The 12,445-nt window shown below is 52.6% G+C and carries 9 protein-coding genes; 7 read left to right on the forward strand and 2 right to left on the reverse strand.

The window, feature by feature from the left end; genetic code table 11:
- Positions 1 to 4: 4 nt before the first annotated feature.
- On the reverse strand, positions 5 to 1,348 hold the full coding sequence (locus tag ACN082_RS01290) for an FAD-binding oxidoreductase (RefSeq protein WP_419099045.1): 1,344 nt from the start codon (positions 1,346 to 1,348) through the stop codon (positions 5 to 7).
- A 165-nt stretch (positions 1,349 to 1,513) separates the two neighbouring features.
- On the opposite strand from ACN082_RS01290, the gene ACN082_RS01295 reads away from it, so the two are divergent.
- From ACN082_RS01295 to wecB, 4 genes are all read left to right on the forward strand, one after another.
- Entirely contained in the window at positions 1,514 to 2,197 is a 684-nt protein-coding gene (locus tag ACN082_RS01295) for a hypothetical protein (RefSeq protein WP_419099046.1), read from the forward strand.
- Positions 2,198 to 2,410: 213 nt separating this feature from the next.
- A complete protein-coding gene (locus tag ACN082_RS01300; protein WP_419099047.1) occupies positions 2,411 to 3,325 on the forward strand; it encodes an ABC transporter permease in 915 nt (304 codons plus the stop codon).
- Positions 3,312 to 4,184 (forward strand): ABC transporter ATP-binding protein, encoded by an 873-nt coding sequence (locus tag ACN082_RS01305; protein ID WP_419099048.1) that lies wholly within the window; start codon positions 3,312 to 3,314, stop codon positions 4,182 to 4,184. The genes ACN082_RS01300 and ACN082_RS01305 overlap by 14 nt, the downstream gene beginning before the upstream one ends.
- A gap of 48 nt (positions 4,185 to 4,232) precedes the next feature.
- Positions 4,233 to 5,429, forward strand: a complete 1,197-nt coding sequence (gene wecB, locus ACN082_RS01310; protein WP_419099049.1) for a non-hydrolyzing UDP-N-acetylglucosamine 2-epimerase — start codon at positions 4,233 to 4,235, stop codon at positions 5,427 to 5,429.
- On the opposite strand, the gene wecC is transcribed toward wecB, so the two are convergent.
- On the reverse strand, positions 5,385 to 6,638 hold the full coding sequence (gene wecC / locus ACN082_RS01315; protein ID WP_419099050.1) for a UDP-N-acetyl-D-mannosamine dehydrogenase: 1,254 nt from the start codon (positions 6,636 to 6,638) through the stop codon (positions 5,385 to 5,387). The genes wecB and wecC overlap by 45 nt on opposite strands.
- 227 nt (positions 6,639 to 6,865) lie before the next feature.
- Between wecC and ACN082_RS01320 the strand changes: the two genes are divergently transcribed.
- The 3 genes from ACN082_RS01320 (at position 6,866) to ACN082_RS01330 (ending at position 12,438) form a co-directional block, all read left to right on the forward strand.
- Positions 6,866 to 8,887: a CDP-glycerol glycerophosphotransferase family protein gene (locus tag ACN082_RS01320; RefSeq protein ID WP_419099051.1), complete on the forward strand. Its 2,022-nt coding sequence runs from the start codon at positions 6,866 to 6,868 to the stop codon at positions 8,885 to 8,887.
- Between the two features lie 2 nt (positions 8,888 to 8,889).
- A complete protein-coding gene (locus tag ACN082_RS01325; protein WP_419099052.1) occupies positions 8,890 to 11,124 on the forward strand; it encodes a hypothetical protein in 2,235 nt (744 codons plus the stop codon).
- A 318-nt stretch (positions 11,125 to 11,442) separates the two neighbouring features.
- Positions 11,443 to 12,438, forward strand: a complete 996-nt coding sequence (locus tag ACN082_RS01330) for a hypothetical protein (RefSeq protein WP_419099053.1) — start codon at positions 11,443 to 11,445, stop codon at positions 12,436 to 12,438.
- Positions 12,439 to 12,445: the final 7 nt, after the last annotated feature.

A 12,445-nucleotide genomic window follows, 5' to 3' on the forward strand; every position in this document is an offset into this window, starting at 1 on the left:
CGGCCTAGACAGCCCGGCCCGGTGTCAGAATATTGTTGGGGTCCAGCGCCGCCTTAATGGCGCGCTGGGCCGCAAGAGTAGCCGGGCTGAGCTGCTCGAGCATGCCCTGCATCTTCAGAGAGCCGATGCCGTGTTCACCGGTGACGGTACCGCCCAATTTGAGCGCTTCAAGGCCGATTCTGTCTAAGAGTTCGTGGGCCTGTGCCTGGCCTTCCTCCCCATCTGCTGAGTAGACAGCCGGGTGTAGGTTGCCGTCCCCTGCATGGGCAGAGATTGTGACTTTACGGCCGTACTCGGCTTCTAGTTCCCGGATTTTTGCTACGAAGAGGGAGAGCTTCTCTAGCGGTACGCCAGTGTCACCAAAGACCAGGTAGCCCTCTGCAATGGTGGCTGAATGAACCAGTCTGCGGGTTTCCATAAGATCTAGCCCGGGTAGAGCGGCAGTCTCAATCGCACCACCCTGAGCACACCGCTGTGCAAAGGCCTGAGCCTGTTCTAGGGCACGTGGCCCGGTGGTTTTACCCATGACGATAGCGGCCTTCGGAATGGTCAGACCCCTGCTGTGGTGCTTCTCAATCATGGTCGCTGTCTCGGCATCTACAAGTTCCAGGCTTTCGGGCTTCTCCTGGCTGGAGGCAATGGCAATGATGGTATCCGTGGCCTCTTCAAACGAATCAAAGTGTGCGGAGAAGGTTGCTGGATCCCCCTCAGGAACAGGCTTGAGCCGGACCGTCGCCTGGGTAATAACACCCAGGGTGCCCTCCGAACCCACAAAGAGCTGGGTCAGGTTAAGGCCGGTGACATTTTTAGCTGTACGGGCACCGGTATGAATGACACTGCCGTCGGCAAGAACTACTTCAAGGGCTACAACCGAGTCAGCGGTAACACCGTGAGCAAGACAGCGCAGTCCGCCGGCGTTGGTGGCAATGTTACCGCCTACCGTTGAGATAGCCGCCGATGCCGGGTCCGGCGGGAAGAAGAGCCCGTGTTCCTGGGCGGCCCTATCTAGATCAGCTGTAATGACACCTGCCCCAACTACCGCCAGGCGGGCCAGCGGGTCAAGAGACAGGGAAGTCATTTTTTCCACCGAAAGCACCAGGCCGCCGGCGTAAGCAACTGCCCCACCGGCTAGCCCACTACCGGCACCGCGGACCGATACCTTAACCCCGTGCCGGTTGGCCCAGGCCAGGGCGGTAGAAACATCCTGGGTGGACTCAGCCAGCAGGACGGCCAGCGGTAGCTCGGGTGTGGCTTCGGAGTCATCTTCCGGGTAGCGGTCAAAGTCAGTTGGGTCAGTGAGTACAGTACAGGAAACGGACTGAACTAATTCTTGGAGTAGTGCGGACATCTTTGTTCTTTCTCTCTTGGAGCTATATCACTCTTAGTGTAGGTTCTAAGAGGAAGCTTGTGCGCATATCCAGACCTTTATGACATGGTCCGGCCTAGCCCCTCGGTGCAGGTGCCGCCAGAGAATAAGGGAACAAGCAGAAAAGGAAGCTAAGGAGCAGACTCGATGTCAGATCAGCCTAACTACACCTACCCTAATCAGCCTCAGCCGCCCCAGTACACCGGCCAGTACCAGCAGGCCCCCCATACTGGGCAGTACCAGCAGGGGTCAGCCCCCGGCTACGCTCAGGCTTATGGCCAGCAGCTCCCCGAACACATGGAGAAGCCACTGGTTCCCAAGGTACTTAAAACTGCGGCTCTTCTGGTGTACTGCATGGTGGGCTTATCTATTATCTCTGAGCTGTTAGGTGTCTTCTTCTACCAGGAGATCCAGGCACAGGCAGCGGATCGTTTTGCCTCTCTCTTGGGCGTTACCGATTTCCAGAATGGGGTAGCATCACAGGACGCCTTTGAGACACAGGTACAAACGGTAGGCACGGTCATAGGGCTATCTTTCTCCCTACTTATTAACGGTGCGGTTGCCTTCATGGCCTACCTCATGGTCAAGGGCCATAACTGGGCGCGTATCGTACTGACCATCCACGCCGCACTGACTGCTACGAGGGTCTTCGGCGTAATCCTGTGGTTCGTCTTCTTCCACTGGTCCATGCTCGTAAGTTTTCTGGCTGCTGTGCTGGCAATCGCCGCCCTCTGCTTTTTCTGGCAACGCCCCGCGAACGAGTACATGCAGCGCAGCCGTATCTACAAGCAGTGGGTTCAGCAGCAGTCCTACCTTGCTTCTCGCCCCTAAAAGCAGCCCTGTTTGCTGCTAGGCAGGGTTGAAAGGCCAGGCGACCAGTAAACTGGTGAGGTAAGCTCCCAAGCATGTGCTCCTTCTGCCTGTGAGCGCGCTGGTATTTGCCAGCGTCAGACAGGGGGAGGCACAGTATGCTTGGGCACACCCCGGAGGCTAGTTCAAGAAGAACCGGCACCCCTACCAAGGAATCGAAAAGCGAAACGTAGCATGGGCAAGACGAGCAGGGTCATTTATCAACCGCGTGAGGCGGTAGATTATCGTCTCATCGATATGGCACCCTATATCCAGTCAGGACGACTCGTGCCCGTTGGTGCGCGAAGCAAACTGAGCCTCTACCTCAAAGACCTCTGGGGGCGCCGTAGCTATATCTGGTACGACTCCCGGACCAAGGTCAGGACCCAGAACAACGAGCACCGGCTCGGTACCCTCTGGCTACTAGTCAAGCCCCTGCTCGACATCGTCTTTTACGGCCTGCTCTTTGGTGTAGTGCTCAAAGCATCGCGGGGTATAGATAACTACCCGGCATACATCATCATCGGTGTTTTGATGTTCCAGTACATCTCAAGCGTTATGAATAACGCTGCCGGCGTGATGAACCAGAGCAAGCCCATGATGAGGGCTTTTTCCTTCCCCCGCATGGCGATACCGCTCTCGATGCTGGTGCGGCAGACTCTACAGATGGGCCCTATCCTTGCGGTTATGATTGTGGGTCTTATTGCTATCCCGCCCCACCAGTACCCCTCACCGGCCTGGGCCATGTTTATCCCGGTTTTTGCACTTAACTCAGTCTTCCTTTTTGGGCTGTCGCTGATTATTGCCCGCTACGCATTTATTCTGCCCGATATTAAACAGCTCTTGAACTTTGTGACCCGCGTACTCATGTACGGTTCGGGCATTATCTTCCCCATCGAACGGTTCGTGAACCACCCCGTTTTGGCCCAGGTAATTCAGGCCAACCCGGTCTACATTTTTATTGACCTGTACCGGCAGGTCCTACTCAACAACAGCTGGGGCTCACTTGAATCGTGGGCCGGTGCAGGTGCTTGGACGGTTGGCACCCTGCTGGTGGGCTTCTTCATTTTCTGGCGTGCAGAGGAGGTGTTCGGCCGTGAGCTCCGCTAACCAAGAGAAGCTGGGGAGCTTTGCCCCCGGTAAACCCTACGACGATGACCGCTTCCTGCAACCGAATATCGTGGTCAATAATCTTTCCGTTGATTACAAGGTATCGGCCGGACTTTTTGGCCGCCGCAAGCAAGAGACAGTACACGCCCTGCAACCCTTTTCTTTTGCGGCCTTTGAGGGCGAGTTCATCGGGCTGGTAGGGCGCAATGGCTCGGGCAAGAGTACCCTGCTCAGGGTTATTGCCGGCCTTGAATCGCCCACGACCGGCACGGTTTACGCTTCGTCTCGGCCTTCTCTTGTAGGTGTGAGCGCAGCCCTTAACCCGGAGCTAACCGGGCGGCAGAACATCATTCTAGGCTGCCTGGCTATGGGTCTGAGAAAGAGTCACATTGATGAGGCCATGCAGAAAGTCATAGACCTAGCGGGCATCGGTACCGCTATCGACCGGCCCATGCGAACCTACTCATCGGGCATGGGCGCCCGCCTGCGCTTCGCTATTTCACTGGCGGCCAAGCCCCGTATCATGCTGGTTGACGAAGCCCTCTCCACCGGTGATGCCGCCTACGCAGAACGCTCAGCCCAGGCCATGAAAGAGGTCCTCGACCAGGCTGGAACGGTCTTCCTGGTCACCCACGCTGCCCAGACCATTGAAGAGCTCTGCAACCGCGCTATATGGCTGGACTACGGCGAGTTCGTCATGGACGGTGACGCCCGCCAGGTAGCCCGCAAATACCGCTGGTTTGCTCACAACCTAGCTCAGGGAAACAAGGAAACAGCCGCCCAGCTCCTTGCTGAGGCCAAAGCTCTGGGAGCACAGGGGTATGTTGCGGATAGCCCCGAAGAGACAGACGAGCGCTAAACCGTCGCAGATCCCCCCACCACCGGCAGATTACAAGGTAAAGAACCGATGTCCCCCCGTACTATTATGACTATCTACGGCACCAGGCCCGAAGCTATCAAGGTTGCTCCCATCATTAAAGCCCTTGAAAGCTCAGCTGACTTTACCCCGGTGGTTGTTTCCACCGGCCAGCACCGGGACATGCTAGAGCAGGTGCAAGAGATCTTCCATATCAGGCCGGACTATGAGCTGGACATCATGCAACCTGGCCAGGGGCTGAACCAGATTGCCCAGAAGATTATGGGCGGGCTAGACCGGGTTCTTCAAGAGCAGAAGCCTGCGGCTATTATCGTGCAGGGTGACACCACCTCGGCCCTGTACGGCGCGTTGGCGGCTTTTAACCTGCAGATCCCTGTGGTGCATATGGAGGCGGGCTTACGTTCGGGTGATCTGGCCTCTCCCTTCCCAGAAGAGGGGAACCGTAAGCTTATTAGCCAGATAGCATCGCTTCACCTGGCTCCGACCGATAGCGCCCGGCGGAACCTGCTCCATGAAGGTGTCGGGCAGGGCGACATCCGGGTTACCGGGAACTCCGTCATCGATGCCTTGCTGTCTGTGGTGGAGAGGGGCCAGCCCAGCAACCAGCAAGATATTGAGGGTGTCTTGAACTCGGGGCGCAGAATTATTGTCGTCACCAGCCACCGCCGGGAAAATTATGGCCGCCCCATGGAAAATATCGGCCGTGCCCTGGCCCGTTTGGCTCAGAGCTACCCAACCGACCTGTTTGTCTTTCCCGCCCATAAGAGCCCGGCCACCCGGCAGACCATCCTACCTCTGCTTGAAGACCTGCCTAACCTGATGGTGATTGAGCCACTGGACTACCAGGAGTTTATCTGGCTGCTAGAAGCCAGCTACCTGGTGCTCACCGACTCCGGGGGCTTGCAGGAAGAGGCTCCGAGCCTGGGTAAGCCGGTACTGGTCCTGCGGGAGACCACAGAACGCCCCGAGGCTGTTGAGGCTGGTACGGTGCTGCTTGTCGGTACCGGTGAGGAGGACATCGTTGCAGAGGCTTCAAAGCTCCTAGATTCTGAGGACACCTATCGGGCCATGGCTGTTGCCACCAACCCCTACGGTGATGGCAAGGCCGCTGAGCGAACTGTTCAGGCGCTCAGCTTCTTTCTGGGCCTGACCGATAGTGAACCCGAGGAGTTTGCTGTGGGTTTAGCGCCAGAGGCCTTTGGTGTCAATGACGGCTTTACCGGCTAAGGCTCTTGCGGGCACCTGCTTGAACCGGTCGTGGTCAACGAGCAGGAGCACCAGATCCGCCTGGGCTATGGCGGGGTCACAGTCTGTAAGCTCAACCTGCCCCAGCTGGCTGAGGTGGGCTGGGAGCCGGTCGATGTGGGGCTCAACTACCAGCAACCGTGCCCCCGGAATCTGGTGAGTTAGCTCCGTGAGGATTTCCAGAGCGGGGGATTCCCTCAAATCGTCAATGTTGGCTTTAAAGGTTAGGCCAAGTACGGCGATGGTGGGGCGATCCAGGTGGGCGCTTTCTGCCTGGACCTGCTCTATAACCCAGCCCGGTTTTGAGTCGTTGACCTGACGGGCTGTTCTAATCAGCCGCGAATTGTGGGGGTCGGCGGCAACAATGAACCAGGGATCGACTGCGATGCAGTGCCCGCCAACACCGGGGCCAGGTTGCAGGATGTTAACCCGCGGGTGGTGGTTGGCTAGGTCGATCAGCTCCCACACGTTCACACCAAGCTGGGCGGCAATCATCGACAGTTCGTTGGCGAAGGCGATATTGACGTCTCTGAAGGAGTTCTCGGTCAGCTTGACCATCTCTGCGGTGACATCGTCTGTGGCTAGGAGTTGGCCGGTGCAGAACCGTGCGTAGATCTGCTGGGCCCGCTGGGTAGCGGTGGGGGTCTGCCCGCCGATTACCCGGTCGTTGCTGATCAGCTCTTGGAGTGCCTTACCGGGCAGGATACGCTCGGGGCAGTAGGCAAAGTAGATAACAGGTTTCCCCCCGGGGTTTTCCTGCCCATCTGCCACCAGGTCGGGGCGCAGCGAGATAATGTGCTGGGCCAGTTTCTGGGTGGTTGTGGGGGGAGAGGTCGATTCAAGAATAATCAGCTCCCCGCCCCTGAGCTGGGCAGCGATGCTACTAGCGGCGGCCATGATGTAGCTGAGGTCGCCGTCTTTCTGCTCGGTAAAGGGGGTGGGAACAGCGATGATGTAGGTATCTGCCGGGGGAACTTGGGTGGTGACGGTCAGGTTGCCGCTTGCCAGGGCGCTTGTGAGGGCTTGGTCAAGACCAGGCTCCACAATGGTGACACGACCCTTGCTAATGCTCTCAACGGTTGCAGGGTTGATGTCCACGCCGATCACACGCGCCCCGCTTTGAGCTAGGACGACAGCTGTCGGCAGGCCAATGTAGCCCAGACCGATGAAGGCAATAGTGGGGGAATCCATGACTACTTATCAAAACTTTCAGAAGAAATCTTCGGTATTACACTTAATTTACCTCAGTGCAGTAGTTTATACCGTGGATGTCGGCTAAACCCCACAAGCAGCTCGTGAGATTACTTGGCGGCAGAGCTGTAGTATTAAACTGGCGATAACTCCACCCCGTAGCCTGGGGAAGAACCCCCATAAGGTTTCGATGCAAAAAACGAAGCAGCCAATGAGTAAGGAAGACTATGTCTGACCAGAGGAAAGTTCTCACAATTGTTGTGCAAGCAACCACAGCGTTGGATCCTGAGTCAGAGATATACCGCTATATCATGCGTGCTTCCTTGCTGTGGGAAAACAGCTACAGTATCGAGGTTGTAGACCAACAGCTGGATGTTCATCGGCTACGTGAACTGGTTCAGAGCCTCGACAGCAAATATGTTATTTTTATGGACTCGAGCCACATCATAAGGCCTGACTACCTGGAAAAGATGCTTGAGTACCTGAACCAGAACAGTGTATTCCTTGCAGAGCCTAAAATTTATACTGGCGCGCTACCCCAGACCGATATCATCAAAGAAAATGACTTGGATTATTACTACAGTCGAGACACAGATATCTTCGGCATAGCCTTCAACACAAGTCGTTTATCTCATATTCTAGATATATTTCGCGATATTGATATACATTCCCTATACATTGCCTACCGCCTGTACTGGGGTATTGAAAAAATTACCCCTCTGGAAGCTGGTTACTCTGTCTCATCTGTTACTAAGGTAGCAAATGGTCTGAAGATAAACCGTGGAATAAAGAGAATTCTCCCCGTCGCCTCTACAGGCTCGCTGGAGATGCGACTGTATATACTTCGGTTGGTGATACTTTTCTTGCGGGGGGTCCGCCAGAAAAATTCAACCGATATATCTATCATCCATCTCAAGGAAATAATAAACTTTTATCGCCTGGATGAGATTTATAAGTATTCGGAAGCGTTACATTCATTTGAGACAGGTTTCTTGATCTGGCTTGCAGACTCCGTCCAGGACCAATATCTCTATAAGCAGCTATCAGACTCAGATATATATCTAGAATTCAACCGGAAAAGCCCGGGCGAAGATAATTTCTTGCTCTATAGTCTTGATTTTGCTGGGAGTGAGGTTGAGGTCTATAAATCCTATCTTCCTAAAGAGCAAAGGGCATCTTTTAACAACCCGAAGTCGTATGATTTCTACTCTAGCCCCATAACCCCTGACTCAACAATTATCTTCTTTGATCGCCCAATGCAGGCTGATGATAATGCTGAGCACTTATACGCATACTTTATTAAAAACTACCCTAATTACCATAACGCCTACTTCGCATTGAACCCCAAGTCCAAGGATTGGGAACGCCTGCTGTCACTGGGTTTCAACCTTATACCTATATTCAATGAGGAGTTTTACGAGAAGTTCCTTATCTCCGACCTGGTCGTTTCATCCCAGATCTACTCACTCAACTATAGAGGTAAGAGCCTGGCAAATTCACGTTTTGTCTACCTTCAGCACGGGGTGCAGCTCAACGATATGACTGACTGGGTTCTATCTAAGTTCTTTGATGTGTTTGTTTCTACGGGCAAGGTGGAATATGACTACCTCTCAGCTCTTGCTCCCAAAGAGACGATAAACTCTGGCCTCCCAAGGTTTGAAACTTTGGCTAAGAAGGTAGGGGAGACTAGGCATCTGCTATTTATGCCAACATGGCGTTTTAATCTGCAAAACAGCTCTACAGAGCAGTTCATGGAGTCAGATTATTTTAAATCAATCAATAATATTTTCACTGATGAAAATTTGCTAGAATTCCTTGAAGAAAACGATAAGGAACTAATAGTACAGCTACACCCTAATACCGCTAAAAGATCTGGTTGTTTCAATTTCTCAGATAGGGTCAAGCTGTCGGATTTGAGCTACAGCGACGCGATTTCAGCAGCTGAATTTATCTTTACGGACTACAGCTCAGCGGTCATTGATGGTTCCTTCGTAGGAATCCCCATTGCTTACTACCAGTGGGATGCAGAGGAGTTCTTCAACGATCAGCCTTACGATGCACGGCTTAGCTACGAAGATGATGCGATGGGGCCTCTTTTCACCCAGCACCAGCAAATAATCAACCACATTATTTCAGGCAAATACAAAGAGATTGACCAAAAATATGAACAGCGACGAGCAGTATTTTTTGAGGGTGTAGAGCTATCCAAAATTAATTCTCGGATTGTCGAAAGGATGCTGAGTCTTTAAAAATGAATAAACGAGTACTTTTATACAAGAGGAAAATTAGGAACGCTGCCAAGAAGGTTGCTTTCTCTGACGTATCACGAAGCATCGCCCGGGAGATTTATTCCCTCTCGAGAAGAAGCGCTCTGGTCTCTGCCGGGATTGAACGGACTAACTCCTCAGAAATTTTTGGACGTCTCTCATCCGAGCGCCTTCCAGAGGGTAAGTACTTCGCAAAGCTGACTATCAAGGACTGGGAAAATCACCTTGACAAGAGATTTAAGCTTTTTCAAGGTAATAAGCTCATATACGGCAACCAAATTGAAAAGCCTGCCCGAGGTTTCCCCCTTGAATATAGAAATATAGTTGTTTCGTCCCGTAGGCTTGAGAACTTTAGCCTGTCTATAGACGCTCCGTTCACGTTAGCTATTAGCCAGGGGGCCTTCTCGACCCAGCAGCAGACTGACTATGACTTCAAGTATGGTGTAGAGCAACACGGGGACGTTTTCTACTCTCTCAGAGGAAATAAAGTTAATCCCCGAAAAATCATCATTACCTTCCCCGGTTTTGGGCCATCGACCACCAGAATCCCCTACTCTGTCAGTTACCTAAAGGCCTTGACGGATAAAGATCTCAAGGACACCCTGATGGTTTGTTTCCAGGACCGCTACATGGTTTCTGGTACTTACATGATTACCGACAGCGCCGGGCGACCTCTCTACAGTAGGGTCAAATCTGCCATAGATTCGCTTTTGCGTGAGTACAACTTGCAGGACCGAGACATGCTACTCTTCGGTGCCTCTAAGGGAGGGTCAATAGCTATTTACTATGCCCAGGAATACCCGGGTGCTCAGCTGGTGGTTGCTGTTCCGCAGATGAATCTGCCTTACTATATGAATAAACCTTTCTTTAGGAACAACTTATTCCTGGTTCCTGAAATTCACAATATTGAACAGCCAGAGAGCATTTTAAGAAGATACTTCCGTGAAGGTCGGAAAATCGACTATTTTTACACCAATTCTGATGAACTCAGTAACCACTCCCTCATCGAGTTTGCGCGTGATATTCCTGGTCTGACCAAACACAGAATCAACGGCAAGCATGGAGACGTAGCGAGAACAGCACTGCCCTCAATTCTCAATATCATGCGAGGTTTTCTTGGAGTCTCCACGGTCAAGGAGATTAGGGCTGAAACCCTGCGGACCTTCTCCGATGAATCCTTTATCTTTGGACAGGCCAGAATTCAGACAGGAATTAGCCGTACAGACCCTATCAATTGGTACCTGGAAGGCAACCTAGGGAGAAGCGTCTTTAGGGTTCTGCTAACGGATCATTCCTATGACTTTGTTAAATATTCTGACAGAAGCCAAAGAATTATCCCTGCCTATGACCCGGTTGAATCGATCAATACGATTGTTGGTTTGGGCGCAGACGGTTCCGTCTATAAGGGGCGGTTCCCTAACCATCTTGAACGCTCACCGGAGCATAGGAATAAGCTTATTTCAGAGTTTCAGCCCATATTGGATGATACTCAGGGGGGCGTCAAGGAATACGCCATAGTTAATGGGGCCACCTATAGTCGTTTCAAATATGTGGCTCAGCCGATTCAGGCTGATGGCAGGACTGTAGAAGTCCATTTCGTGGATGACATCACTAACATCGCAAAGATTAGAGCGGCGGCTAAGCAAACCCATCCCACTAAGACCCTCATTATCGTTGAGTCGCAGGACGAGATGACTTTTGCCAACCTATTTGCGCTGCGGTGCGTGATGACTCTCAAGGGTCAGCGCCTCCGGATCGTTCTCCATAACCGTAATCTTGATGCTACCCAGGTGAAAGCACTAGTTAAAACAGACTGGGTGCATGTTCAAGTGGTACTTGTTCACGCTGCTAGCAACCTAAACATCAGCCGTAGACCTTATAGCAACTGGATTAGAAAACGCCGTTTGAATGTTCTGCAGAGTGCCCAAAGAGAAATGCAGAGCCTTGAAGCTGTAGGCAACAGCCAGACTGATGGGAATATCTTGAGATTGCCTAAGGCTCCAGAGCATTTCAAGGCCGAAGAGGTGAGTCAGGGGAGGAGCCAGAGTCCGACTCTATCGGCTGGGACTGCCCCGAGAGTTGCTCTAGCTCAAACATCAAGCGATACCGTCGTAGCCACTAGGCAGGAAGGTCAACGGGCTAAGGAAAAAGTTGATGCTACTTTCTCAGCCAGAAAAAATAGTATTAGAAAATCGGGGAAGAAAAGTAAGCGGAAGTAACTGGATGCTGCAACCCTGAATGCCGTTTCTTATCGTAAAGATCATGAAGGAAACAGCGACTATTTTTGATGCTACAACCGCTCAGCGGATTAGCTAGGCATATGACATCAAGGTCGTCATGCTGGCTTTGGCTGCGTTAAGAATTGCTGGTCTCTTGAGGATAGAGGAAAGTTATACCAACCCATGGGTTATAAACGAGTGATCAATTTCTGGGTAGATGAAAAAATGCAAGCTCCAGAACCTCCTCCCCGGGAGGTTTTGCGTCAACAGTTAATGGCACGCAAAGGAGGGGTTATTGGCACCCAGGGTCGAGGGGCAGTGGCTCTTCGTTTTGATGATGCTCCCTTTGCCTTCCGGCACAAGGTGCTACCTCTCATCGTTGAGCGCGGTCTGCCCTATACTCGCGTTACTACCTCATCGCACATCCATAAGGGGCAGATCAAAGAAAAAGAATTCCCCCTGATGCAGAAGCATGCAATTCGGTACGGGGGCGAAATCTGGAACCACGGAGCTACACATGGTGATGCCTCCGGGAGTAAGGGCATTTATCGGGAGCTTATTGCGCCGCTCTATCAGCTTCGCAGCTTGATGCCCCGCATCCCTATCGACTGTTTTGCCCCTCCGGGTGGTGCCCAGATTTCCTTCGACGGGTTTATGCCCTCTCACACTCCGCAGAACTGGGCTACAGAGGCGGGACGCTTGGTCCTAGCCCATCACAGTTTGGCTTCTGGCTACTTTAAAAATACTTTTTACAGGAGCCTGACAGGATCTCCTGTAGACGGACAGACCCATTACAGCCTCGATACTTACACCCTAGAAAGGGCCCAAGAACTGCTAGAGCGTGTGGCTCAATGGCAGGTAGGAACGGTCCTCATGTGGCACTCCAACAAGTTGGACAGCCCCAACTGTATGGATATCAAGACTTTTGAGGGGGTTCTTGACCATATTGTCGATTTGCGAGACCAGGGTAAATTGCTTGTTCTCACCTGTAGTGGGCTTTCAGTAGCTGACAAAAGCTCCCAAAACCGTGATGATATCTTAACCAGCCACTCCGGCGACCCTTTCAACGAGCTCATAACTTACGGTGCTTTTCGGAGTAACGTCCCGGGTTCTACACGGGAGCTGGTGGCGGAGGTTGAAGCGCCACCTGGAAGCCAGGTGGTTTCAACCGTGGGTGAGTCCATAAGGAAGCACACCGTTCCAGACCAGGGGCTCTTACACCTTCGTCATGTGGTAACAATCCCTCTAGATATCAAGAATCTCCGTGTTTCCATTGACGCTAAATCATCGGACGTTACCTTGCGAGCGGTTTAGTAGTAGC

It is taken from the genome of Rothia sp. CCM 9417, from assembly GCF_048513575.1.
Taxonomy (GTDB): domain Bacteria; phylum Actinomycetota; class Actinomycetes; order Actinomycetales; family Micrococcaceae; genus Rothia.

Bases quoted from the DNA above. Each gene is read 5' to 3' on its own strand.
- ACN082_RS01290 (WP_419099045.1), bottom strand. From the start codon at position 1,348: ATGTCCGCACTACTCCAAGAATTAGTTCAGTCCGTTTCCTGTACTGTA.
- ACN082_RS01295 (WP_419099046.1), top strand. From the start codon at position 1,514: ATGTCAGATCAGCCTAACTACACCTACCCTAATCAGCCTCAGCCGCCC.
- ACN082_RS01300 (WP_419099047.1), top strand. From the start codon at position 2,411: ATGGGCAAGACGAGCAGGGTCATTTATCAACCGCGTGAGGCGGTAGAT.
- wecB (WP_419099049.1), top strand. From the start codon at position 4,233: ATGTCCCCCCGTACTATTATGACTATCTACGGCACCAGGCCCGAAGCT.
- wecC (WP_419099050.1), bottom strand. From the start codon at position 6,638: ATGGATTCCCCCACTATTGCCTTCATCGGTCTGGGCTACATTGGCCTG.
- ACN082_RS01320 (WP_419099051.1), top strand. From the start codon at position 6,866: ATGTCTGACCAGAGGAAAGTTCTCACAATTGTTGTGCAAGCAACCACA.
- ACN082_RS01325 (WP_419099052.1), top strand. From the start codon at position 8,890: ATGAATAAACGAGTACTTTTATACAAGAGGAAAATTAGGAACGCTGCC.